18 protein-coding genes, 1 tRNA gene and 1 riboswitch are annotated in these 23804 nt (G+C 70.3%); of the genes, 12 read left to right on the top strand and 7 right to left on the bottom strand.

Annotated elements, in window-relative coordinates; all coding sequences use genetic code 11:
- Nucleotides 1–51 precede the first annotated feature (51 nt).
- Nucleotides 52–1347 (bottom strand): MFS transporter, encoded by a 1296-nt coding sequence (locus ACFWJW_RS33675; RefSeq protein WP_387248296.1) that lies wholly within the window; start codon nt 1345–1347, stop codon nt 52–54.
- A gap of 140 nt (nt 1348–1487) precedes the next feature.
- Between ACFWJW_RS33675 and ACFWJW_RS33670 the strand changes: the two genes are divergently transcribed.
- From ACFWJW_RS33670 to ACFWJW_RS33635, 8 genes are all read left to right on the top strand, one after another.
- The gene (locus tag ACFWJW_RS33670) at nt 1488–2363 is read left to right on the top strand and encodes a LysR family transcriptional regulator (RefSeq protein WP_387248294.1); all 876 of its coding nucleotides are present in this window, start codon (nt 1488–1490) and stop codon (nt 2361–2363) included.
- A gap of 54 nt (nt 2364–2417) precedes the next feature.
- Nucleotides 2418–3752, top strand: coding sequence for a cytochrome P450 (locus ACFWJW_RS33665; protein WP_387248291.1), 1335 nt, complete (start codon nt 2418–2420; stop codon nt 3750–3752).
- Between the two features lie 163 nt (nt 3753–3915).
- Entirely contained in the window at nt 3916–5076 is a 1161-nt protein-coding gene (locus ACFWJW_RS33660; RefSeq protein ID WP_387248288.1) for a transglycosylase family protein, read from the top strand.
- Nucleotides 5077–5286: 210 nt separating this feature from the next.
- A riboswitch (cyclic di-AMP (ydaO/yuaA leader) is annotated at nt 5287–5497 on the top strand.
- A gap of 7 nt (nt 5498–5504) precedes the next feature.
- Complete coding sequence (locus ACFWJW_RS33655) at nt 5505–6158, top strand: transglycosylase family protein (RefSeq protein ID WP_387248286.1); 654 nt, start codon at nt 5505–5507, stop codon at nt 6156–6158.
- 337 nt (nt 6159–6495) lie between these two features.
- Nucleotides 6496–7782 (top strand): phosphopyruvate hydratase, encoded by a 1287-nt coding sequence (eno, locus tag ACFWJW_RS33650; RefSeq protein WP_387248284.1) that lies wholly within the window; start codon nt 6496–6498, stop codon nt 7780–7782.
- 156 nt (nt 7783–7938) lie between these two features.
- Entirely contained in the window at nt 7939–8391 is a 453-nt protein-coding gene (locus ACFWJW_RS33645; RefSeq protein ID WP_387248282.1) for a septum formation initiator family protein, read from the top strand.
- 104 nt (nt 8392–8495) lie between these two features.
- Nucleotides 8496–9056, top strand: a complete 561-nt coding sequence (locus ACFWJW_RS33640) for a DUF501 domain-containing protein (RefSeq protein ID WP_387248278.1) — start codon at nt 8496–8498, stop codon at nt 9054–9056.
- On the top strand, nt 9053–10006 hold the full coding sequence (locus ACFWJW_RS33635) for an exopolyphosphatase (RefSeq protein WP_387248275.1): 954 nt from the start codon (nt 9053–9055) through the stop codon (nt 10004–10006). Before ACFWJW_RS33640 ends, ACFWJW_RS33635 begins: the two co-directional genes overlap by 4 nt.
- A 50-nt stretch (nt 10007–10056) precedes the next feature.
- Here ACFWJW_RS33635 and ACFWJW_RS33630 read toward each other — a convergent pair whose 3' ends face one another.
- Nucleotides 10057–10326, bottom strand: coding sequence for a type II toxin-antitoxin system RelE/ParE family toxin (locus tag ACFWJW_RS33630; protein ID WP_387248272.1), 270 nt, complete (start codon nt 10324–10326; stop codon nt 10057–10059).
- Nucleotides 10323–10595, bottom strand: a complete 273-nt coding sequence (locus tag ACFWJW_RS33625; protein WP_387248269.1) for a type II toxin-antitoxin system Phd/YefM family antitoxin — start codon at nt 10593–10595, stop codon at nt 10323–10325. Before ACFWJW_RS33625 ends, ACFWJW_RS33630 begins: the two co-directional genes overlap by 4 nt.
- A 565-nt stretch (nt 10596–11160) precedes the next feature.
- Here ACFWJW_RS33625 and ACFWJW_RS33620 point away from each other — a divergent pair.
- Together ACFWJW_RS33620 and ACFWJW_RS33615 are read left to right on the top strand one after the other, a co-directional pair.
- Complete coding sequence (locus tag ACFWJW_RS33620; RefSeq protein ID WP_387248267.1) at nt 11161–12552, top strand: NAD(P)/FAD-dependent oxidoreductase; 1392 nt, start codon at nt 11161–11163, stop codon at nt 12550–12552.
- A 199-nt stretch (nt 12553–12751) separates the two neighbouring features.
- On the top strand, nt 12752–14059 hold the full coding sequence (locus ACFWJW_RS33615; RefSeq protein WP_387248264.1) for a class I SAM-dependent methyltransferase: 1308 nt from the start codon (nt 12752–12754) through the stop codon (nt 14057–14059).
- Between the two features lie 48 nt (nt 14060–14107).
- On the opposite strand, the gene ACFWJW_RS33610 is transcribed toward ACFWJW_RS33615, so the two are convergent.
- Together ACFWJW_RS33610 and ACFWJW_RS33605 are read right to left on the bottom strand one after the other, a co-directional pair.
- Entirely contained in the window at nt 14108–16636 is a 2529-nt protein-coding gene (locus ACFWJW_RS33610; RefSeq protein ID WP_387248262.1) for an ABC transporter permease, read from the bottom strand.
- Nucleotides 16637–16687: 51 nt separating this feature from the next.
- Nucleotides 16688–17500: an ABC transporter ATP-binding protein gene (locus ACFWJW_RS33605; protein ID WP_387248258.1), complete on the bottom strand. Its 813-nt coding sequence runs from the start codon at nt 17498–17500 to the stop codon at nt 16688–16690.
- A 474-nt stretch (nt 17501–17974) separates the two neighbouring features.
- Here ACFWJW_RS33605 and ACFWJW_RS33600 point away from each other — a divergent pair.
- A tRNA-Leu gene (locus tag ACFWJW_RS33600) sits at nt 17975–18056 on the top strand.
- 90 nt (nt 18057–18146) lie between these two features.
- Here ACFWJW_RS33600 and ACFWJW_RS33595 read toward each other — a convergent pair.
- Both ACFWJW_RS33595 and ACFWJW_RS33590 read right to left on the bottom strand, forming a co-directional pair.
- Nucleotides 18147–19316 (bottom strand): glycosyltransferase, encoded by a 1170-nt coding sequence (locus ACFWJW_RS33595; protein ID WP_387248256.1) that lies wholly within the window; start codon nt 19314–19316, stop codon nt 18147–18149.
- On the bottom strand, nt 19316–22162 hold the full coding sequence (locus tag ACFWJW_RS33590) for a CDP-glycerol glycerophosphotransferase family protein (RefSeq protein WP_387248323.1): 2847 nt from the start codon (nt 22160–22162) through the stop codon (nt 19316–19318). Before ACFWJW_RS33590 ends, ACFWJW_RS33595 begins: the two co-directional genes overlap by 1 nt.
- Nucleotides 22163–22819: 657 nt before the next feature.
- On the opposite strand from ACFWJW_RS33590, the gene ACFWJW_RS33585 reads away from it, so the two are divergent.
- Nucleotides 22820–23698 carry a Bax inhibitor-1/YccA family protein gene (locus tag ACFWJW_RS33585; protein ID WP_387248253.1) on the top strand — a complete coding sequence of 293 codons (879 nt, stop codon included), beginning with the start codon at nt 22820–22822 and terminating at the stop codon, nt 23696–23698.
- The last annotated feature ends 106 nt before the right edge of the window (nt 23699–23804 follow it).

Below are 23804 nucleotides of genomic sequence, written 5' to 3'. Positions count from 1 at the left end.
AGGTGCCGCTTAATACGGAGGGCGCGCGCCGCGTATGCAGGCGCCCTCCGCTCACGGCGTGAGCGACGGCGTCGGTGCGTCGTCGGCTGCGGTGACCCGCCCCTCCCGGCCCCCGCCGGCCGCACGCCGTCGCATCCGCTCCAGCGCCCACAGCGCCACGACCACGGCGGCCAGCACCGCGCCCAGCACGCACACCCCCGGCCAGCCCGCGGCGGCCCAGACCGCCGAGGTCAGTGCGGAGCCCACCGCGCCGCCCACGAAGTAGCTGGTCATGTAGGCGGAGTTGAGGCGGTTACGGGACTCGGGGCGCACCGCGTAGACCAGGTTCTGGTTGCTGATGTGGACCGCCTGCGCGGACAGGTCCAGGATGATCACCCCGGCGAGCAGCGCGGCCAGTGACCAGGCGCCGCCCGCTCCGCCGAGGGCCAGCAGGCCCCACGACCCCAGCAGCAGGAACGCCGCCGCGCCGGTGACCCGGTGCGCCAGGCCGCGGTCCGCCAGCCGCCCGGCCACCGAGGCGGACAGCGAGCCGGCCGCGCCGACCAGTCCCAGCAGCCCGATGGCCGACTCCTGCCAGCCGTAGGAGGGCCCGGACATCAGGAACGCCAGCGCCGTCCACAGCACGCTGAAGCCCGCGAAGGTCAGGGCGCCCAGCGCGCCTCGCCACCGCAGCACCGGCTCCTGGCGGAACAGCGCCAGCGTGGAGCGCAGCAGCGCCGGATAGCGCAGCCCGGCGGTGGTGCGCAGGGCCGGCAGCCGGAGCCGCAGCAGCACCGCCATCAGCAGCATCAGCGCCGCGTTGACCCAGTACACGGTGCGCCAGCCGCCCAGCTCGGCGAGCAGTCCGGCGGCCGTACGGGCCAGCAGGATGCCGAGCAGCAGCCCGGTCATGACGGTGCCGACGGTCCGGCCGCGCTCGGCGGGCGCCGCGAGGGTCGCCGCGTACGGCACCACGACCTGGGCGGCGACCGAGGCGAGACCGGTCAGGGCGGTGCCGGTGAGCAGGAGGGCGGCGTTGGGCGCGCTCGCCGTGACGGTGAGGAAGACCGCGGTCGCCGCGGTCAGGGTGACGGCCAGCCGGCGCCGCTCCAGCAGATCGCCGAGCGGGACGAGCAGCAGCAGACCGAGGCCGTAGCCGACCTGGGCGACGGTGACGACCAGCGCGGCGGTGGAGGCGGACAGGTGCAGATCGCGGCCGATGACGTCCAGCAGCGGCTGGGCGAAGTAGTTGCCGGCGACGGAGAGTCCGGTGGCGACCGACATCAGCAGCAGGGTGCCGCGGCCCAGGCCCGGCCGCGTTACGGGGGTGTCCCCGGCAGCCGGCTCCGGTATGTGCTCGGTCTCCATGACCTGACCTCCTCGGTGCGCCCACGGCCACCGCGGCGGCGGGCACGTTCCAGCCTGGGGCGGGGCGATCCATGAGTCCAACACATTGTTGTCATCGCATTGATCGTGGATTCAGATCGGTGGCTTTAGGGTCGACGGGTATGGAGCTTCAGCAGATGCGGTATGTGGTCGCGGTCGCCGAGACCGGTGGGTTCACCCGGGCCGCCGAGCGCTGTCATGTGGTGCAGTCCGCGCTCAGCCATCAGATCGCCCGGCTGGAGAAGGAGCTCGGGGCCCGGCTCTTCGACCGGACCAGCCGCAGTGTCCGGCTGACCGCCGCCGGGGAGGCTTTCGTCCCGGTCGCCCGGCAGGCGCTGGAGGCGGCCGAACGGGCCCGGGCCGAGGTGGCGGCGGCGACCGGGGAGGTGCGCGGCCGGCTCGCGGTCGGCGCGATCAGCACCGTCGCGGCCGTGGATCTCGCCCGTGAGCTGGGGGCCTTCCGGACGCGGTGCCCGCAGGTGCGGATCAGTCTCCAGACCGACATGAGCGACCAGCTCCTCGAACAGGTGCGGCAGGGCGTGCTGGACGTCGCGTTCGTCGGGCTGGTGCCCGCGGCCCGCACGGTCGGCGTACGGGAGAAGGAGCTGGCGCGCGGCGAGCTGGTCGCCGTCGTGCCGCCGGGGCATCCGCTGGCGGGGCGGGAGTGGACCACGCTGTCGCGGATGGCGCGGGAGACCTTCGTCGACTTCACGGCGGGGTCGGCGGCCCGCCGGCAGCGCGATGACGCGTTCCGGGCGGCGGGGCTGACCTCGGAGGTGGCGTTCGAGGTGACCACGGTCGAGTTCCTGGCGAAGCTGGTGCGGGCGGGCCTGGGCGTCGGCATGGTCCCGGAGGCCATCGCCTCCGAGCTGGCCGGGCTGCACATCGTGCGGGTGCGCCCGGCGCCCGAGCGGACCGAGCGGGTGGTGTGGAGCGGCCTCGGCCCGTCGCCGGCGGCGGTGGCCTTTCTGACCGGGCTGGGGGTGGAGGCGGTGTAGCCCCCGCCCGGTGCGCGGGCGCGCCGTTGTGCGCCCAGCGGTTACGGTCGGAAGGTGCACGACAAGCCCCACACCACCGCCGCCGACGCCCCGGCGGGCTGCCCCGCCGCCGGGCCCGCCCCCGCCCTGTTCACCTGGGAGTTCGCCGCCGACCCGTACCCCGCGTACGCCTGGCTGCGCGAGCATGCGCCGGTGCACCGGACCGAGCTGCCCAGCGGTGTCGAGGCGTGGCTGGTGACGCGGTACACCGAGGCGCGGCAGGCGCTCGCCGACGCCCGGCTGTCCAAGAACCCGGTCCATCACAGCGAGGCCGCGCACGGCAAGGGCAAGGTCGGCATCCCGGGGGAGCGCAGCGCCAACCTGATGACGCATCTGCTCAATATCGATCCCCCGGACCACACCCGGCTGCGCAGGCTGGTCTCGAAGGCGTTCACCCCGCGCAGGATCGCCGCCTTCGCCCCGCGGGTCCAGGAGCTGACCGACCGGCTCATCGACGCCATGATCGACAAGCCGGGCGGCGCGGGGGAGGCCGATCTGATCCATGAGTTCGCGTTCCCGCTGCCCATCTACGCGATCTGCGATCTGCTGGGGGTGCCGCGCGAGGACCAGGACGACTTCCGGGACTGGGCGGGCATGATGCTGCGACACACGAAAGCAGGGCACGGCGGCGGACCGCGCGGCGGCGTCGCGAAGTCGGTGAAGAAGATGCGCGGCTATCTCGCCGAGCTGATCCACCGCAAGCGGGCGTCGCTGGGCGACACCGCCGAGGCGGACGAGGATCTGATCTCCGCCCTGATCAGGGCCTCCGACCACGGGGAGCAGCTGACCGAGAACGAGGCCGCCGCGATGGCCTTCATCCTGCTCTTCGCGGGCTTCGAGACCACCGTCAACCTCATCGGCAACGGCCTCTACGCGCTGCTGCGCCACCCCGCCCAGCGGGAGCTGCTCCAGAAGTCGATCGCGGCGGGCGACACCGGGCTGCTCGCCACCGGCATCGAGGAACTGCTCCGTTACGACGGCCCCGTGGAGCTGGCGACCTGGCGGTTCGCGACCCAGGAGCTGACGCTCGGCGGGCAGCGGATCGCCGAGGGGGACCCGGTCCTGGTGGTGCTGGCCGCCGCCGACCGCGACCCGGCGCGCTTCGACGAGCCGGATGTGCTCGATCTGACCCGGCGTGACAACCAGCATCTGGGATACGGGCACGGCATCCACTACTGCCTGGGGGCGCCGCTCGCCCGGCTCGAAGGACAGACCGCGCTGGCGACCCTGCTGACCCGGCTCCCGGACATCCGGCTTGCGGCGGAACCGGATGATTTGCGCTGGCGCGGCGGACTCATCATGCGCGGACTGCGTTCACTTCCGGTGGAGTTCACTCCGGATCGGCCCTGACCAGCAACAAGGCCATATGTGACACAGAGTCAACCGCGTGACCATTACGTGATCTCCGATACATCGACTTGTGACTACCCGTGACCCCGACTACCTTTCGACCGGACGATCGACAGGCTTCACTCGATCGGTCGAAGCGGTGATGTGGGGGACCGGTGTAACGGTGCCGCTCGCGTGCGTCGGCCGGCCGGAGCCCGTCGAGCAGCTCGACGAGCTCGTCGAACAACTCAACCGCCGCGCGAAAGGCATCCGCATGCGTTCCGGGAACGGCCGACATCGTCGCCCCCGTCAGGCACCGGCCATCTTTGTCACGGCGGGAGTGACCGGCGCCGGCTTCGCCCTCCCCCTCCTCGGGGCGAGCGGCGCTCACGCCGCCGACACCGCGACCTGGGACAAGGTCGCCCAGTGCGAGAGCGCTGGGGTGTGGAGCGCCGCCTCGGGCAACGGCTACTACGGCGGCCTCCAGCTGACCCAGGAGATGTGGGACAACTACGGCGGCTCGGCCTACGCCTCGCGACCCGACTACGCCAGTCGCTCCCAGCAGATCGCCGTGGCCCAGTCGATCCTCGACGACCGCGGGCCGGACGCCTGGCCCAGCTGTGCGGTGAACGCGGGGCTGACCGGCGACGGCGAGGCCCCGGAGGTCGACCCGGGCAGCACCAGCACCCCCGCGCCCGACCCGTCGGACTCCCAGGGCGGCCTCGACCCCTGGGACACCCCTGGTTCGTCCCGCTCCCACGACGGTGGGGACTCCTCCTCCGGGCAGGACGACGCGCCGCACGACGAGCACGGCGAGCAGCCGGACCGGCAGCCGTCCGACGCGACGCCCTCGCCCGACGCCTCCGGCTCCGGCGAGCCCGGCGACGCGTCCACGAGCCCGGAGCCGTCCGACCCGGCGACGCCCGGCGACCGGGGCGACGACCCGTCGCGGTCCGCCGACCCGTCCGACGACGACCCGTCCGGCAGCCCCTCCACGGACCCGTCCGGGGACGGCAGCCGTACGGACAGCACCGGCACGCCGCACAAGGTGCCCAGCAAGGGCAAGCACCGCCGCGAGGCGGGCGACGAGGGTGCCGGGGACGGCGGCGACGGCAGGTCCGGCGGCCGGCACGCCTCGCGCGGCGGCGACGCGCACCGTACGGGCCCGGCGGCCGGCGGCGACTACACGGTGCGCCCGGGTGACAGCCTGTCAGCCATCGCCGCGGCCCACCGGCTGCCCGGCGGCTGGCCCGCGCTCTACGACCGCAACGAGGGCGTCATCGGGTCCGACGCGGACCTGATCCAGCCCGGTCAGCAGCTCGATCTCGGGCGGAACGCGGGGTAATTCGCCGCCCTTCGCCCTGTTTTGGGAAAGTGAGACAAGGGTCTCGTTGACTCCTGTGGGGCCCGGTGTGCTCAAGACCGGCATACCGGGCCTCACCTGCGAATACGTAACCAACCCGTGATCAAAAACGGTCAACTTGGTTCAGATGGTGGGGTTTGAACCCCAGGGGCATTACTGCTTAACGTCAGGATCGCTCGCCAAAGCGAGCCCCTCGATCACACGCCGAATCCTGCCGGTGGTCGAAGGCACTTGACGCGCAAGCGCCGAAGGCAGGAGCGGGGGACCCAAGGTAAGTGCCGGCCCCGCCCGTGAAAACGGGTCAACCGGCTTGGGGTGAAGCCAGGTGCGCATGCGCGCCGGGCCGGGCGACTCATCAGCCCGAACCCGACAGCTCACCTCGTAGGCGTCGGTGAGGAAACGAACGAACCATGCTGATCTTCAAGGGCAAGCACCGTCGTCCCTCCAAGGCCGTCCGCGTCGCCACCCTCGCCGGTGTCGCCGGTGCCGCCGTGGCCGTCCCGATGATGGGTGCCACCTCCGCCTCCGCCGCCTCCGTCGCCACCTGGGACAAGGTCGCCCAGTGCGAGTCCGGCGGCAACTGGTCGATCAACACCGGTAACGGCTACTACGGTGGCCTCCAGTTCTCCAACTCCAGCTGGGCCGCTGCCGGTGGCACCAAGTTCGCGCCGCGCGCCGACCTGGCCAGCAAGGCCCAGCAGATCCAGGCCGCCGAGAAGCTCCTCGCCATCCAGGGCCCGGGCGCCTGGTCCTGCGCCGGTGCGGGCAACCTGACCGCCGGTGGTCCGTCCCCCGACGTCGACACCTCCGCGCAGACCAAGTCCGCGCCGAAGCAGGAGTCCGCCAAGCCGGAGGTCAAGAAGGCCCCGTCCGAGGACCGTGCCTCGCGCTCCGCCGAGCGCAAGTCCACCGGCCACGGCAACTACACCGTCAAGGCGGGCGACACCCTCGCCAAGATCGCCAAGGCCCACGGCACCGACTGGAAGTCCGTCTACAAGGCCAACAAGTCGGTCATCGGCGGCAACCCGAACCTGATCATCCCGGGCCAGCAGCTCAACGTCTGAGCCGGAGCTCACCGGGGCTCCTGAGGGCCCGAGCGGCGGGCCCCTTCCTCCGTGAGACCGCCCCGTCATGGCGCGCCCTTCCCCCCAGCGCGCCGTGGCGGGGCTTCTCATGTTCCCGGGCCGTGTCCGAGGCGCCCCGGCCGGCGGCAGGCCGCTGACCGGCGCTGTTCCGCGACTTTCCCCGTTCGGCGAACAATGTGCCAAACGTCCCGGCAACTGGGCCTTTGGGCAGGTTTTCGGGGGCGTTCCGTCCCACGGAGCGGGCCAAGGGCAGGCGGACGAGCCCGGGGCCGTTAGGCTCATGCGCAGAACGCCAGACACCCACGAAGGAGACAACGTGCCGTCGATCGACGTCGTCGTAGCCCGCGAAATTCTCGACTCGCGAGGTAATCCCACGGTCGAGGTCGAGGTCGGCCTCGACGACGGCAGCACCGGCCGTGCCGCCGTCCCGTCCGGCGCCTCCACCGGCGCCTTCGAGGCCATCGAGCTCCGTGACGGCGACCCGAACCGCTACCTCGGCAAGGGCGTCGAGAAGGCCGTGCTGGCCGTCATCGAGCAGATCGGCCCGGAGCTCGTCGGCTACGACGCGACCGAGCAGCGGCTGATCGACCAGGCGATGTTCGACCTGGACGCCACCGACAACAAGGGCTCGCTCGGCGCCAACGCCATCCTCGGCGTCTCCCTCGCCGTCGCGCACGCCGCCTCCGAGGCCAGCGACCTCCCGCTGTTCCGCTACCTCGGCGGCCCGAACGCGCATGTGCTGCCCGTCCCGATGATGAACATCCTGAACGGCGGCTCGCACGCCGACTCCAACGTGGACATCCAGGAGTTCATGATCGCCCCGATCGGCGCGGAGTCCTTCTCCGAGGCGCTGCGCTGGGGCGCCGAGGTCTACCACACCCTCAAGAAGGTCCTGAAGGAGCGCAGCCTGTCCACCGGTCTCGGTGACGAGGGTGGCTTCGCCCCGAACCTGGGCTCCAACCGTGAGGCCCTCGACCTCATCCTGGAGGCCATCAAGCAGGCCGGTTACGCCCCCGGCCAGGACATCGCGCTCGCGCTGGACGTCGCCGCCTCCGAGTTCTACAAGGACGGCAAGTACCAGTTCGAGGGCAAGGACCGCTCGGCCGCCGAGATGACCGAGTACTACGAGGAGCTGGTGGCGGCCTACCCGCTGGTCTCCATCGAGGACCCGCTGTTCGAGGACGACTGGGCCGGCTGGAAGGTCATCACCGACAAGCTCGGCGCCAAGGTCCAGCTCGTCGGCGACGACCTGTTCGTCACCAACCCCGAGCGCCTGGCCCGCGGCATCGAGGAGGGCTCCGCCAACGCGCTGCTGGTGAAGGTCAACCAGATCGGCTCGCTGACCGAGACCCTGGACGCCGTCGAGCTGGCCCAGCGCAACGGCTTCAAGTGCATGATGTCGCACCGCTCCGGTGAGACCGAGGACGTCACCATCGCCGACCTCGCCGTCGCCACCAACTGCGGCCAGATCAAGACCGGTGCCCCGGCCCGCTCCGAGCGCGTCGCCAAGTACAACCAGCTGCTGCGCATCGAGGAGATCCTCGACGACGCCGCGGTCTACGCCGGCCGCTCCGCCTTCCCGCGCTTCCGTCACGGCAGCTGACGAAGGCGCCCGCTGCCAGGCCGGACAGGGCAGCAGGGGCTGAACGGGCGAGGAAATCGCCCCGCGCCCCGTACGTCCCCGGCGACGGTCCCGTACCGTTGCCGGGGACGTACCTGCTTGAAGCAGTCAGGCGTCCGTCAGTGAAGGGGAGACGACGTGCCCGCGGACCGGTTCTCGACCGCGACCCGACTCAAGGCGCTCGGCGAGCAGGCCGCCGCCCGCGTCTACCGCGCCCGCCCGCCCCGCCGCAACCGCCTCACCGGCCGTGCCGCCCTGCTGGCGCTGGTGATGTGCTCCCTGGTCGTCGCGCTCGCGTATCCCATAAGGCAGTACGTCTCCCAGCGCTCCGACATCGCCGAGCAGCGCCGCAAGGCCCAGGACGCCGGCGCGGCGCTGGAGCGGCTGCGGGAGCGGAAGGCCCGCTGGCAGGACCCCGCGTTCGTACGCCAGCAGGCCCGCCGGCATCTGCACTACGTCATGCCGGGCGAGGCCGGGTACATCGTCCCGGACGGCTCCGGCACCGGCCCCGCACCCAAGGGGGCGCGGGCGGCACAGCGCCCCTGGTACGAGAATCTGTGGGACGCCGTCGACGCCGCCGACAAGCGGTGACGCCGGCCCGTACCACCGGCGGGCGGCAGCCCGTACCGTCGACAGCGGACGGCCCGCCGCGCCGCTCCGCCCCCTGCACACCACTCACCTCACCGAAAGCGCACATGGACACCCCCCCGCCCCAGACCGAGCCCACCGAGCCCACCGCCGCGGACATCGCCGCCTTCAAGGAGCAGCTCGGCCGCCCGCCCCGCGGGCTGCGCGCCATCGCGCACCGCTGCCCCTGCGGCCAGCCGGACGTCGTCGAGACGGCGCCGCGCCTGGAGGACGGCACGCCCTTCCCCACGCTCTACTACCTCACCTGCCCGCGCGCGGCCTCCGCGATCGGCACGCTGGAGGCCAACGGCGTGATGAAGGAGATGTCCGAGCGACTGGCGACCGACCCGGAGCTCGCCGCCGCCTACCGGGCGGCCCACGAGGACTACATCCGGCGGCGGGACGCCATCGAGGTGCTGGCGGGCTTCCCGAGCGCGGGCGGTATGCCCGACCGGGTCAAGTGCCTGCACGTCCTCGTCGGCCATTCGCTGGCGGCCGGGCCGGGCGTCAACCCGCTCGGTGACGAGGCCCTCGCGATGCTGCCGGAGTGGTGGAAGAAGGGGCCGTGCGTGACCCCGTGCCAGGACACCACCGGAGCACAGGACACCCCCGAAGGAGACGCCACGTGAAGCGGGTCGCCGCCATCGACTGCGGTACGAACTCCATCCGGCTGCTGGTCGCGGACGCCGACCCGGCGACGGGTGAGCTGAAGGACCTCGACCGCCGGATGCAGATCGTCCGGCTCGGCCAGGACGTGGACCGCACCGGGCGGCTGGCGCCCGAGGCGCTGGAGCGCACCTTCGCGGCCTGCCGGGAGTACGCCGCGGTGATCAAGGGCCTGGGCGCCGAACAGGTCCGCTTCGTGGCGACCTCCGCCTCCCGGGACGCGGAGAACCGCGACGACTTCGTCCGTGGCGTGGTGGACATCCTGGGCGTGGAGCCCGAGGTGATCACCGGCGACCAGGAGGCCGAGTTCTCCTTCAACGGCGCCACCAAGGAGCTCACCGGCCGCGCCGACCTGGAGCGGCCGTTCCTGGTGGTCGACATCGGCGGCGGCTCGACCGAGTTCGTCCTCGGCGATGACTCGGTCCGCGCCGCCCGCTCGGTCGACGTCGGCTGCGTCCGGATGACCGAGCGGCATCTGGTGCACGGCGGCGGGATCAGCGATCCGCCCACCGAGGGACAGATCGCCGCGATAAAGACCGATGTCGCCACGGCGCTGGACCGGGCCGAGGAGACCGTCCCGCTGCGCGAGGCGGCCACCCTGGTGGGCCTGGCCGGCTCGGTGACCACGATCGCCGCGATCGCGCTGGGCCTCGACCGCTACGACTCCGAGGCCATTCACCACTCCCGGATCTCCCTGGAGAAGGTCCGCGAGATCACCGACCGGCTGCTGTCCTCCACCCATGCCGAGCGCGCGGCCATCCCCGTCATGCACCCGGGCCGGGTCGATGTGATCGCCGCGGGCGCGCTCGTGCTGCTGTCGATCATGGAGCGGACCGGCGCCACGGAGGTCGTCGTCAGCGAGCACGACATCCTGGACGGCATCGCCTGGCACGCCGCACTTGACGACGAGTGATCCTCTGGCTGTGAGGCGCCCGGAGTCTCAGAGCTTCGGGCTGCCTGCTCTCAGATGTTGCGGTAGACGTCGCGCCGGTCGCCGATCTTGACGACGAGGATGATGAGCTCGCCGTCTTCGACCTGATAGGCGACCCGGTAGCTGCCGACCCGGAGCCGATAAAGGCCCGATGGACCGGTGAGTTTCTTGATGTCGGCGTCCTCACGGTACGGATCGTCGCCGAGCGCGGTCAGCGCGGCCAGGATGTGCATGGCGGCAGGCCGGTCGATGGCTCGAAGTTGCCGCTGTGCCGCTGTAGTGAACCGGAACGCGTACTTCACGCCGCGTCGTCAGCGCGATCGGCGAACAGGTCTGCCAGCAGCTCAGCCATAGGCACCGTCGGGCCGCCCTGGGCCAGGACCGCTTCCGCCTCCCGGGCCAGCAACACGTCGGCTGCTTCCTCCAGCGCGTTGAAGTCCGCAATCGGCACCACGGCCGCGACGGGCTCGCCGTTGCGCGTGATCACCGTAGGTGTGCCCTCCTCGGCACGATTGATGTGGTCCGCCAGGTGTGCGCGGGCTTCCCGTACAGTCACAGTGCTCTCGGCCATAAAGAAAGTGTACGCACGATTGTGTACACATGCACGGGCTCGGGAGTGAGTGACGCTTTGGAGGCGATGCCCGACGGCATCGCCTGGAGCCTCGCCGGCTGAGGTGAGCAGGGGTGCGGCAGAGGTCGGCAACGGCCTCTGCGGCACGGCTTTTTGAGCGGGCGGGCCGGCCGTCCGAGCGGCCTTCAGGGGGCTTTCGCGGGTCTCACGGAGGGCTCCGGAAAGAAAGTTCGTGAAATCCTTCACATGAAAAACCCTGTCGTTGGACGAACAATCTCAGCGTCCGACCCTCATTCGAAGGTCCTAGGACCCCTGGACCCGGAGAATGCGCGGTTGTCGAGGTCGCGGCGGCGCGCTCGCGGAGCCGGTGGTCCAGTCGTCCGACAGGCCGTGACGACGGAACAACGCCTGATCAACAGGGGTCTCCAACGCCGGGCGCCCTACAGTGGTTCCACTTTGGACTATGGCGTCGGTCACGAAGCCGGCGGAGTGTAGCAGATGCCCCTCCGGTGCTTGTGAAGGGGCTCACGAGCGACCCCCCATGTGGGGGTGGATACTCGATTGCATGAGCACCACGGAGCGTCCCAGGATCCTCGTTGTAGGCGGTGGGTACGTAGGTCTGTACGCGGCACGCCGCATCCTCAAGAAGATGCGGTACGGCGAAGCGACCGTCACGGTCGTCGACCCGCGCTCGTACATGACGTACCAGCCCTTCCTCCCCGAAGCTGCTGCCGGCAGCATCTCCCCTCGCCACGTCGTGGTGCCGCTGCGACGCGTGCTCCCCAAGGCGGAGGTCCTCACCGGCCGGGTCACCACCATCGACCAGGACCGCAAGGTCGCCACGATCGCCCCGCTGGTCGGCGAGGCGTACGAGCTGCCCTTCGACTACCTGGTCATCGCGATGGGCGCGGTCTCCCGCACCTTCCCGATCCCCGGCCTGGCCGAGAACGGCATCGGCATGAAGGGCGTGGAAGAGGCCATCGGCCTGCGCAACCACGTGCTGGAGCAGCTGGACAAGGCCGACTCCACGACCGACGAGGAGGTCCGCCGCAAGGCGCTGACCTTCGTCTTCGTCGGCGGTGGCTTCGCGGGTGCGGAGACCATCGGCGAGGTCGAGGACATGGCCCGCGACGCCGCGAAGTACTACAACAACGTGAAGCGCGAGGACATGCGCTTCCTGCTGGTCGACGTCGCCGACAAGATCCTCCCCGAGGTCGGTCCCAAGCTCGGTGCCTACGGCAAGGAGCACCTCGAGGGCCGCGGTGTCGAGGTCTACCTCAAGACCGGCATGGACTCCTGCGTCGACGGCCACGTGAAGCTCAACAACGGCCTCGAGGTCGACTCCAACACCATCGTGTGGACCGCGGGCGTCAAGCCGAACCCGGCGCTGGCCCGCTTCGGTCTGCCGCTCGGCCCGCGCGGCCACGTCGACACCGGCGCCACCCTCCAGGTGCAGGGCACCGACTACATCTGGGCCGCCGGCGACAACGCCCAGGTCCCGGACCTGGTCGGCCGCAAGAACGGCAACGAGAACGCCTGGTGCCCGCCGAACGCGCAGCACGCGCTGCGGCAGGCCAGGGTCCTCGGCGACAACGTGCTCTCCGGCATGCGGGGCTTCCCGCAGCAGGAGTACAGCCACGCCAACAAGGGTGCGGTCGCCGGTCTGGGCCTGCACAAGGGCGTCGCGATGATCGTCATGGGCAAGATGAAGATCAAGCTCAAGGGCCGTCTCGCCTGGTACATGCACCGCGCGTACCACGGCATGGCGATGCCGACGTTCAACCGCAAGATCCGGGTCTTCGCCGACTGGACGCTGGCCATGTTCCTCAAGCGCGAGGTTGTCTCGCTCGGCGCCATGGAGAACCCCCGCGAGGAGTTCTACGAGGCCGCCAAGCCGGCGCCGGCCCCGCCGACCGCCGCCGAGGCCGGGGACAAGACCAAGGCCAAGGCTTCCTGAATTCCCGGTCGGCTACTCCGACCAGCCCGAAGGGCGTCCGCCATCCGTGGGGCGGGCGCCCTTTGGCGTGTCCACTCTGGCGCAAAGCGGGCGGTGTGCGGTTCTCTTGCGTGTGAACGGGACTAACTGGGCGCCCCATTGGCGTTTACGTGGTGGGTGAATCTTCTTCGCCCGACTCGTCAACACGGAGGTGTGCGACATGGCCGATGCCGCTGGACGGCTCACCAAGCTCGCCGAGGAGGTACTGGGAGCACCGCTCCCGGTACGCATCCGCGCCTGGGACCGCAGCGAGTCCGGCCCGCCGGGGGCACCGACCCTCGTGATCCGCCATCGCCGGGCGCTGCGCCGGCTGCTGTTCAAGCCGGGCGAACTCGGCCTGGCCCGCGCCTGGGTGGCCGGCGACCTCGACATCGAGGGCGACCTCTACGAAGCGCTCGACCGGCTCGCCGGGCTGATCTGGGAGCGCGATGACGCCCCCAGGCCGCCGCGGGCCGCTCTCGTGCGCGCCCTGGCCCGCCCGGAGATCCGCGCCGCCGCCCGGGAACTGCTCACCCTGGCCGGTGCCCCGGTCCCGCCGGCCCCGCCCCCGGAAGAGCTCCGGCGCCGCCGCGGACCGCTGCACACCCTGCGGCGCGACAAGGAAGCCATCAGCCACCACTACGACGTCGGCAACGACTTCTACGCGCTGATCCTCGGCCCGTCCATGGTCTACTCCTGCGCCTACTGGGAGAGCCCCCAGGCCACTCTGGAGGACGCCCAGCGCGACAAGCTCGACCTGATCTGCCGCAAGCTCGGCCTCCGGAAGGGCCAGCGGCTGCTGGACGTGGGCTGCGGCTGGGGCTCGATGGTGCTGCACGCCGCCCGCGAGTACGGCGTCCGGGCGGTCGGCATCACCCTCTCCGAGGAGCAGGCCGGCTTCGCCCGTAAGCGGATCGCCGAGGCCGGGCTCGCCGACCGGATCGAGATCCGGGTGCAGGACTACCGCGAGATCCACGACGAGCCGTTCGACGCGATCTCCTCGGTCGGGATGGCCGAGCACGTCGGCCGCACGCAGTACGCGGAGTACGCCGCGGCCCTGTACTCCCTGCTCAAGCCCGGCGGGCGGCTGCTCAACCACCAGATCGCCCGGCGGCCGGTCGCGGACGAGGAGGCGTACCACGTCGATGAGTTCATCGACCGGTATGTGTTCCCGGACGGTGAGCTGGCCCCGGTCGGCCGGACCGTCGGTCAGCTGGAGGACGCCGGGTTCGAGGTCCGGGACGTGGAGGCGATCCGGGAGCACTACGCGCTGACGCTGCGGAGCTGGGTCACCAATCTGGAGCGGCACTGGGACGAGGCGGCACGGCTCACCTCCGCCGGCCGGGCCCGGGTCTGGCGGCTCTACATGGCCGCGTCGGCGCTGTCCTTCGAGCGGAACCGCATAGGAGTCAACCAGGTCCTGGCGGTCCGGACCCCGGAGAGCGGGGACGCGGAGGCGCCGCTGCGGGCGCGGGAGTGGACCGGCTGACACAGGCGTGCGCCGGGCCCCGGCCGGGCCCGGCGCACGCACTGGCCGCTACTCCGCCTTGATGGCGGCGAGGATGTTCAGCCGCGCCGCCCGGCGGGCCGGCCACAGCGCCGCCAGGACACCGATCAGCGCCGCCACCGCGAGGAACAGACCCAGCCGTCCCCAGGGCAGCTCCATCCCGTACCCCGTCATCGCCTTGCTGATCAGCTGACCGCCGGCCCAGCCGAAGAAGACGCCCAGACCGACCCCGAGCACCCCGCCGAAGAGCGAGATCACCAGGGACTCCAGCCGCACCATCCGCTTGATGCCGAGGCGGTCCAGTCCGATGGCGCGCAGCATCCCGATCTCCTGCGCGCGTTCGAAGACCGACATCGCCAGGGTGTTGATGACGCCGAGCACCGCGACGACCACGGCCATGGCGAGCAGCCCGTACAGCACGTTCAGCATCATGGTGATCTGGCGGGCGATCTCCTCGGAGACCTGCTGCTTGTCGGCGACCGAGATCGCCGGGTTCTTGCCGAGCGCGGTGACCAGCGCCTCCTTGGTGGCGGCGGAGGCGTCGTCCCGGGTCTTCACCAGCACCCGGGTGTCGGTGGCCTGCTTCTGGTGCGCGGCGACGGTGGCGCGGTCCACCACCACGCCCATGAGGATGTCGCTGGGCTCGTAGACACCCGAGACCGTGAGGGTGCTCTTGGTGCCGTCGTTGTAGGTCACCGGGACACGGGAGCCCGGGTGCAGCTTGCCCCGCTCGGCGGTCCGCTCGTCGACCACCACCCGGTCGCCCTGGAGCCGGCCCAACGAGCCCTGGGTGAAGTCGAGTCGGGTGAGCTGGTCGAACTTGCTGCCATCGACGGCGGTCAGCAAGGTCGGGTCGGCGCCGCCCGTGACGGACTGGCGCAGCGGGCTGACGGCGGTGACCTCGTCCAGGGCACCGAGCTTCTTCGCCACCTCGGGGGAGAGCGGCTGGTTGCCCGCCATGGAGACCACGTAGTCGGCCTTGAGGGACGCCACGGCCTTCTTCTCGACGACGGTCTGCACACTGGTCGCGATCACCGTCAGACCGGTGATCAGGGTCAGCCCGATCATCAGCGCGGAGGCGGTGGCGGCCGTACGGCGCGGATTGCGGACCGCGTTGAGCCGGGCGAGGGTGCCGGCGACCCCGAAGGACCGCAGGACGGGCGCGGCCAGCGCGATCAGCGGGCGGGACAGCAGCGGGGTCAGGATGAACACGCCGGTCATCGCCAACGCCGCACTCAGGCTCATCACCTTGGCGCCGACGTCGTCGTTGGAGATGTGGGTGGCGGCCAGCACTCCGGCCGTCCCGGCGCCCGCGATCAGCGCACCGAGGGTGTTGCGCAGCACCAGCGACTTGGTGGTGGGGGCGGCGTGCACGCTGTTCATCGCGGCGACCGGCGGGATCTTCGCGGCGCGCCGGCCCGGCAGCCAGGCGGCCAGCACGGTGATGAGGACGCCGACGAGCAGGGAGGCGACCACGGCCGAGAAGGGGACCACCAGGGGGCCGTCGGGCGTGGTGGCGCTCATGCTGCTCGCCAGGGAGCGCAGTCCGGCGCCGATACCGATGCCGGCGACCAGGCCGACGGCGGCGGCGATCACGCCCACCACGAACGCCTCCAGCAGCACCGAGCGGGTGACCTGACGGCGGCTGGCGCCGACCGCGCGCAGCAGCGCCAGTTCCCGGGTGCGCTGGGCGACCAGCATGGTGAAGGTGTTGGCGATGAGGAAGATGCCGACGAAGAGCGAGATGCCGGCGAAGACCAGCAGGACCCGCTGCATGTCTTCGCTGCTGCTCTTGATCATGTCTGCCAGGTCGGCGGAGAGCTGCTTGCCGGTGCTGGCCTCGGCCTTGCCCTGGGGCAGCACGGACTCGACCGCGGACTTCAGGGCCGTCTGGGAGGTGCCCGGGTCGGCCTTGAGCTGGATCTCGTGGAAGCTGCCGGGGGCGCCCAGCAGCTTCTGGGCGGTCGGGGTGTCGAACAGCGCGAGGCTGCTGCCGGGCGGGACCCGGTTGGCGTCGGCGGTGAAGATGCCGGTCAGCCGCTGCTCGTGGACCGGGCCGTTGGTGGATATCCGTACGGTGTCGCCGACCTTGTAGCCGGCCTTGTCCGCGGTGGGCGCGTCCAGTGCGAACTCGTGCGGGCCGTGCGGGGGCGTGCCGTCGCGCAGCGGATAGCGGGCGTCCTTGCCGTCGGCGCCGGGGGCGTAGTTGCCGCCGTCGCTGTGGGAGGCGTCGCCGAGCAGCTCGCCCTTCTTGTCGGCGATGGCGGTGAAGCCGTGGACGACGCCGGTGGCGGAGGCGGCGCCGGGTACCCGGGCCGCCTTGTCGAGGAGCTTCTGGTCGAGGAGGGGCGGGGTGCCGGTGGAGTCGTCGTACCGCGGCTGGATGGCCACGTCGACGTCGCGGAAGCTCTGCTGCATCGCGCCCTGGGACGCCTGGGAGATGGTCGAGGTGAAGACCAGGGTGCCGGCGACGAAGGCCACGCCGAGCATCACGGCGAGCACGGTCATCAGCAGCCGGGCCTTGTGCGCAAGCACATTGCGCACAGCGGTTTTGAACATGAGGGGGTCCTGGAGGTGAGGTCCGGTGGTACGGGTGGCGGCTGCCGCTGATCAGGTCGTGTGGGCCCGGGCGCCGGGGCCGGGGGTCCGGGGTGCCGCCCCGGAAAGGTTCCGCATCCGCTCCAGCACGGAGTCGGAGTTCGGGCCGGCCATGTCGTCGACGATCCGGCCGTCGGCGAGGAAGATCACGCGGTCCGCGTAGGAGGCGGCCACCGGGTCGTGGGTCACCATCACCACGGTCTGGCCCAGTTCGCGTACGGAGTTGCGCAGGAAGCCCAGGACCTCGGCGCCGGAGCGCGAGTCGAGGTTGCCGGTGGGCTCGTCGGCGAAGATGATCTCGGGCCGGGAGGCCAGTGCGCGGGCGACCGCGACGCGCTGCTGCTGGCCGCCGGAGAGCTGGCTGGGACGGTGCGTGAGACGGTCGCCGAGGCCGACGGTCGCCACGACGCGGTCCAGCCAGGCGCGGTCCGGCTTACGGCCCGCGATGTCCATGGGCAGGGTGATGTTCTCCAGGGCGGTCAGCGTCGGCAGCAGGTTGAACGCCTGGAAGACGAAGCCGATCTTGTCGCGCCGGAGCTGGGTGAGCTTCTTGTCCTTGAGCCCGGTCAGTTCGGTGTCGCCGATCCGGGCGGAGCCGCCGGAGATCGAGTCCAGCCCGGCCATGCAGTGCATCAGCGTCGACTTGCCGGACCCCGAGGGGCCCATGATCGCGGTGAATTCGGCCGGACGGAAGTCGACGGAGACCGCGTCCAGGGCGACCACCTGGGTCTCGCCCTGTCCGTAGACCTTGGTGAGGTCCGTGGCGCGGGCGGCCGCCGTGGTGGCGCGGGAGGCGCTGGCGACGCCGGAGTGGTGGGTGGTCACGGGAGGGTGCTCCTGTCGTGCGAGGGACCATCAGGTCCGCGGCGGCCCCGGGGGCTCGGGTGGCGGACGGAATGCGGACGGTCTCCATCGTGGGCCCGGGGGCGGGGCGGGGACGTCAACCCCTGTGGTCGCTTTCGACCACCCCCGGGACGTATGAGGGGCTTGCCCGTCATCCCTGCGGAGGAGGCGACTCCAGATGCTGTTGCCTTGCTCACGGCCGCCGGAGGGGCGGCCGGACGGGGGTGACGGTCACGCCGGCGAGGCGTCGAGTTTCCGTCAATTCGGGCATGAAAATGCGCCGGGGGGCTTCCCACCGAAGGTGGGCTTCAGGCATGTGCCGAAGGCGTGTACCGGTCGCTGATGCTCACTCAGTTGCCAATAAAATAAGACAACCTCGGGAAGAGCGGCCGATCTGTGTCGTGCACTGCGGGCTACGCTCGTGCTGCCCTCTTTGAGGTGGCATGGGGGATCCCAGCCCGGATGGTGGAATGCAGACACGGCGAGCTTAAACCTCGCTGGCCTACGGGCCGTGCCGGTTCAAGTCCGGCTCCGGGCACTCCGCGCGCGGCGGAGCTTAACTGAATTTTCAACGAGAAGGGGCCGCCGGGGAAAGCCAGCGGCCCTTCTCGCATTGTGTGTTGTCGGCTCAGCGCTCCACGAGCGCGAACAAGCTCTCCCAGCGGCCGACAATCTCCTCCGTGGAGAACCGCTGGATGTTCTCCCGGGCGGCTTCGCCCATGGTGTCCCGGAGCTCCTTGTCGGACATCAGGGCGTCGAGATGCCGGGCGAATTCGGTGATATTGCCCGGCGGGGCGAGGAAACCGTCCACGCCGTCCGTGATGATCTCGTGGACGCCGGGCGCCACATCGAACGCCACACACGGCACGGCCGTCGCCATCGCCTCCATGGGCGCCAGCGGGAAGCCCTCGCCCCGCGAACTGAGCGCGAAGACCGCGCTCTTCCGCAGCGCCCCGGGCACGTCGCCGGTCCGGCCCATCCACTCGACCGTGCCGGTGATCCCCAGCTCCGCGGCCTGCTTGCGCAGCGCCTCCTCCTCTTCACCGGAGCCGTAGACCCGCAGCGTCCAGTCGGGGTGCTGCGGGGAGACCTTGGCCCAGGACTCCAACAGCAGGTCCACGCCCTTCTCTTCGTGCAGCCGGCCGATGCTGACCACGCACTTGGCGGAGCGGTCCGAGGGCACCTCGGGGAAGAAGGGCAGCGGGTTCGGCATGAAGCCGACGTTGTCCATCCGCTGCCGGATCCAGCGGTCCGCGTCCTCCCGGGTGAGCGTCAGCATTCGGTCGACGTCCTGGTAAAACCGCTTGACCCGGGCGAAGCGGGAGGACTTGCGGCAGGTGTCGAAGGACTCATGGCTCATCCCGAACACCGTCAGCCCCGCGGTGTCGGCCAGCGCCACCCACTCCATGGCCCACACCTGAGTGACGATCACCACCCCGCCCGGCTTCGCCGCCCGGAACAGCGCGCTCAACTTGGCCGCCTGCTCCCGCATCCCGGCCTCCCGGGCCGCCCGGCGGCGCTGCTCGACGAGGTTGAGCTTGTCCTTGAGGCCGCGCACCGGGGTCACGGTCGGCGGGTGCTCGGCGTACAGCGTGGTGGTCCGGAACGGCACGTCGGGGGCCAGCTCCTGGACCCGGCCCTCGGGGGCCGGCACCACGCCGACGAGGTGCACCCGGTGGCCCCGCTCGCTGAACAGCCGCGCCATCTGGTGCGACCAACTGGTGATGCCTCCCAGCTCGTTGACGCTGTTGGACACGAAGAAGATGTCCCGCGGCTCGGCTGCGTACGACTTGGTCATCAACGGCTCCACTGCGCGAAAAACTGATCGACGATGCTCCGGGCGGCGTCACCCCGGTCGTATTCACCGAACTTGGCGACGAATTCCCTGCGGCTCTTCGCGTATTCCAGTGCCTGCGACTCGAACGACTTGATCGTCTCGTGGAAATCGTCCTCGGTGCGGACCACCGGACCCGGTGCGTGCTCCAGCAGATCGAAGTAGGTGCCGCGGCCCTCGTGCACATACTCGTCGTAGTCGTAGGTGAAGAACACCAGGGGACGGTCGAGCAGCGCATAGTCGAACATCACTGACGAATAGTCGGTGATCAGCCCGTCGGCCAGCTCCAGCAGGGGCGTCACATCGTGGCGCGCCGATACGTCGATGACCCGGCCCTGCACGGTCGGTGGCAGCACCACATGATTGAGGTAGTGCGAACGCACCAGGAGGACATAGCGGTCGCCGAACTGATCGGCGAAACGCTCCACGTCGAAGGGCAATTCGAAGCGTCCGTGCCGGCCGCCCGCCTTGCGGAACGTCGGCGCGTAAAGCAGGACGGTCCGGTCCTCGGGAATGCCCAACTCCGCTGCCAGCGGCCCGCGTTCACGCACCCCCCGCTCGGCCTCCCGCTGCCGGGCGTGCACCAGTGCGTCATTGCGCGGGTATCCCACCCGCAGCAGCGTCCTCTCGTGGAGCCGGAAAGCCTTGGCCAGGGTGTGCACATCGTGCTCGGAGCGGACCAGGAAACGGTCGAAGCGGTCCAGCGACCGCTGCTGCTCCTCCTGCTGCCGGCGGGTCTGCGCCTTCAGCGCCGGCTGGTCGAAGCCCATGTTCTTCAGCGCCGAGCCGTGCCAGGTCTGGATATAGGTCGTCTCCGGGCGCTTGGTGAGCTTGAGCGGGTAGCTCTGGTTGTCCACCCAGAACTCGGCCTGCGCCAGCGCCTTGAGGTACGGCAGCGACCAGCGCCGTACGAGCGTGACGTCCTTGGGGAAGTCCTTCGGGGACCCGGCGTACGACCAGATCGCCTCGAACTCCAGGCCCTGCCGCCGCATCTCCTCGTAGAGGGCGCGCGGGCTGTCGCTGTACTGCTTGCCCAGGTGGCTCTCGAAGACCACCGTGCGCTTCTTGACCGGCAGCCGGCAGAACACCTCGTGGTAGGCGCGGAGCTTGTTGTCGCCGGAGGTGACCTTCTTGCGCAGCTCCTTCGCCTTGCGGTAGCCGGCCTTGGCCAGCGTCCCCGGCTTGCCGCGCACCCCGCGGGTGATCAGCTCCTGTACGCGCTCGGCGTTGCGGCCCTCGCTGACCAGGCGGAACGCCAGATGCCCCTTGGCCGAGACATGCGGTTCGAGGTGGTCGGCGACCATCCGCGTCAGCCGTGGCCGCACCGGCAGCGGCGCGGAGAGCCCGGTGTCGGCGACGGTGAGCCGGGTCGTGGTGTGCACCCCGTCGACGTCCAGGCGCAGCCGTACGTCCCAGATGGTGTCGACGATGCCGAGCGGGCGCAGCTTCGCGGTGAGGTCCGCCGCGGCCTCCCAGTGGACGGTGTCGCCCTCGTGGCGCAGCTCGCGCACCGGGAAGTGGAAGGACTGGAGGCTGCGCCGCCGGGCGCTGAACTCCAGCCGGCCCTTGAGGCGGGCGCCGGGCGGGATGACGCCGAGCGGATTGGTGATCCGGCCGGCCAGCGAGACCGCCTTGCCGGATGCGCTGAAGCGGGTGAGCTGGTTGCGCAGGAAGAGCTGGTTGACCGGCTTCTCGTGGTAGCCGATGTCGGTCACGTCCAGGATCTCGCGCCCGAACGCATCGTCGAAGTGGCCGCCGCACCAGTAGATCCGGCCGTCGTGCTCGGTGAGCGGGGAGGAGAGCTTGTCGCGGTTGATGAGGGTGTCGACCGCCGGGATCAGATTGTCCCAGTCACCCTGCTGGAGCAGGTAGGCGCAGATGGCCTGTATCGGCTGGACCCGCTCGTACGCCTCGGGGGCGATGCTCGCGAGGTATTCCCGGGAGAGTTCGGAGAATTCCTGGCGGTAGGAATCGTCGCGGAACGGCAGATCCCGCAGATGCAGCACCAGATCGTGCTTGAGGAATTTCACGTCCTTGGCGAGCTTCAGCTCGTCCAGTCCGCGTTCCGCCAGCAATGCGTCGATGCGCCGGTGGATCTCCAGTCGGTGCGTGTAGTTGGTCATTTCGTGGCGCCGGTTCGTCACCGACTTCACGGCGGCCCGTTCGTATACGTGCCAGAAATAGACCTGATTGGGAATCAGGGTGATGCGGCGCGCCGCCAGATATGCATCGGCGATAAACATCAGGTCCTCGTAGAACATCCCCTTGGGGAATCGGAGATTGTTCTCGACGAGGAAGTCCCGGCGATAGCACTTGTTGGTGGAAAGGGTGTCCCAGACGAACAGGTCCGGCAATTCCGTGACGGATTCCAGCGTGCGAGTCGTGGAGTACAGCCAGGCGTACCACTCGTCGCGCTTCTGATTTCGGGTGTCCTTGTGCAGCCGGACGCACAGACCGGAAACGATATCCGAGCCGGATTCCTCGGCGGCCTCCAGCATATTGCGGCACGCATTGATTTCCAGGACGTCATCGCTGTCCAGGAACATGACGTAGCGGCCCTCGGTGTGCTCGATGCCGACGTTCCGCGGCTCGCCTCCCGCACCGCTGTTCTCCGGCAGCTGGAAGGCTCTGACCCGTCCGGGGTGATCGGCCGCGAGCCGCTGCGCCACTTCGAAAGAACGGTCGGTGCTGCAATCGTCGACGATCACCACCTCGACGTCCCGGAGCGTTTGGTCCAGCACGGACTGAACCGCGGTCGGCAACCGGTCGGCGTCGTTGTAGACGATGACGACTACTGAGACGTCAGGCACAGGCACCTCAACCCTCTTTCGCTGCTGTTTCCCGCCAGAATAGCCCTATCTGTACCCTCGGATTACAACCGATCGCGCCCATAGCGCTACGGACGGTGAGGCGCGGGTGCATCGAGAAGGGGCACTCCGGGGTCGGATCTTGACCATGCGTCAGCGCTGCGGAACCACCTGCCAGGGCAAGCTCCGGCCGGCAGGGAAGACGGCCCCTCCCGCGAATCGGTTGCCTGCCGGGTCCGGTGGCGTCCGTTGCGATCAGACATTTATCGGATTCCGTTCGGCGGCAGCGGGAAGAAGCCCCGGGCGGAGCAGAAGGAAAATCCCAGTTCGAGCCCGTCGGCAGTGGACGGCGGCAACGGACGAGGACAAGAGGACGACAAGACGACGACAAGAAGACGGCAAGGCGGTGACCGGAGATCGAATACCCGGAATGCCCGGGACCGGGAGGTGTGACGGTGCGACAGCGGTCCGTCGCGGTGCCTGCCGCGACGCGGTCCGCATCCTGCTCCGGGCACGTCTGTGGCCTCCCGCACGTCCTCCTCATGGCGGATGTGCGGTGCCGGGTTCAGGGAAAGATCCTGCTCAAGAACTAGCGACGCGCCTTTGCCAAGCCATTACGCTTGCCGTCAAGGCCGCGCAGGGCGGCCATGGAGGAGTGAGATGAGGAGCAGCAACCCGGTCTTCTCGCGACGGGGGTTCAGCCGCGACACCGGCTACGCGGGCTTCAACGCACCGCCGCAGGCCGGGGCCGCCGCGAACCCGTACGCCGGAGCGAACCCCTACGCGCAGGGCGGCAACCCCTACGCGGACCCGACCAACCCGTACGCCCAGGGGCAGCCCGCCACCCAGGCGCCGCCGCAGTACACGCCGCAGACCCGCCCGATGACGATGGACGATGTCGTCGCGCGCACGGGCATGACGCTCGGCACGGTCATCGCGGGCGCCACCGTCGGCTGGCTGTTCCTGACCCAGAGCCTCGGCTTCGCGATCGGGGCCGGCCTGGTCGCGATGGTGCTGGCGCTGGTCCAGTCCTTCAAGCGGAAGCCGTCGCCCGCGCTGATCCTGGCGTACGCGGCGCTCGAAGGTGTCTTCCTCGGCGCGCTGAGCGGCTTCATCAACGGCCTGCCGAACATGAACGGCGCCCCCATGCAGGCGGTGCTGGGCACGATGGCGGTGTTCGTCGCCATGCTGGTCGCCTACAAGACGCGGATCGTGCGGGTCACCGCCCGCTTCACCCGCTTCGTGATGATCGCGGCGATGGGCTTCGTCCTGCTGTCGCTGGTCAATGTGCTGTTCATGGTGTTCGGCGGCGGCGAGGGCCTCGGCTTCCGCAGCGGCGGTCTGGGCATCGTCTTCGGCATCGTCGGCGTGGTCCTCGGCGCGCTCTTCCTGGCGCTGGACTTCAAGCAGGTCGAGGACGGCATCGCCTACGGCGCTCCGCGTGAGGAGTCCTGGCTGGCGGCGTTCGGTCTGACGCTGACCCTGGTGTGGATCTACATGGAGATGCTGCGGCTGATCTCGATCCTCCGGGGCGACTGACGCACCGGGACGCCGGGCGCACGGTGCGCCCGGCAGCACCGTCGAAGGGCCCCCGGGCCCACGGCCCCCGGGCCCGTCGACCGGCGGAGTGCCGGATGAGGGGAAT

This window comes from Streptomyces sp. NPDC127097 (genome assembly GCF_042724075.1).
Lineage (GTDB): Bacteria > Actinomycetota > Actinomycetes > Streptomycetales > Streptomycetaceae > Streptomyces.
The sequence above is the reverse complement of the archived record's forward strand: the minus strand, read 5'-3'. Positions and strand labels throughout refer to the sequence as shown.

Excerpts from the sequence above, each read along its gene's own strand:
- ACFWJW_RS33675 (WP_387248296.1), bottom strand. The coding sequence starts at position 1,347 with ATGGAGACCGAGCACATACCGGAGCCGGCTGCCGGGGACACCCCCGTA.
- ACFWJW_RS33670 (WP_387248294.1), top strand. The coding sequence starts at position 1,488 with ATGGAGCTTCAGCAGATGCGGTATGTGGTCGCGGTCGCCGAGACCGGT.
- ACFWJW_RS33655 (WP_387248286.1), top strand. The coding sequence starts at position 5,505 with ATGCTGATCTTCAAGGGCAAGCACCGTCGTCCCTCCAAGGCCGTCCGC.
- ACFWJW_RS33640 (WP_387248278.1), top strand. The coding sequence starts at position 8,496 with ATGGACACCCCCCCGCCCCAGACCGAGCCCACCGAGCCCACCGCCGCG.
- ACFWJW_RS33625 (WP_387248269.1), bottom strand. The coding sequence starts at position 10,595 with ATGGCCGAGAGCACTGTGACTGTACGGGAAGCCCGCGCACACCTGGCG.
- ACFWJW_RS33620 (WP_387248267.1), top strand. The coding sequence starts at position 11,161 with ATGAGCACCACGGAGCGTCCCAGGATCCTCGTTGTAGGCGGTGGGTAC.
- ACFWJW_RS33615 (WP_387248264.1), top strand. The coding sequence starts at position 12,752 with ATGGCCGATGCCGCTGGACGGCTCACCAAGCTCGCCGAGGAGGTACTG.
- ACFWJW_RS33610 (WP_387248262.1), bottom strand. The coding sequence starts at position 16,636 with ATGTTCAAAACCGCTGTGCGCAATGTGCTTGCGCACAAGGCCCGGCTG.
- ACFWJW_RS33595 (WP_387248256.1), bottom strand. The coding sequence starts at position 19,316 with ATGACCAAGTCGTACGCAGCCGAGCCGCGGGACATCTTCTTCGTGTCC.
- ACFWJW_RS33585 (WP_387248253.1), top strand. The coding sequence starts at position 22,820 with ATGAGGAGCAGCAACCCGGTCTTCTCGCGACGGGGGTTCAGCCGCGAC.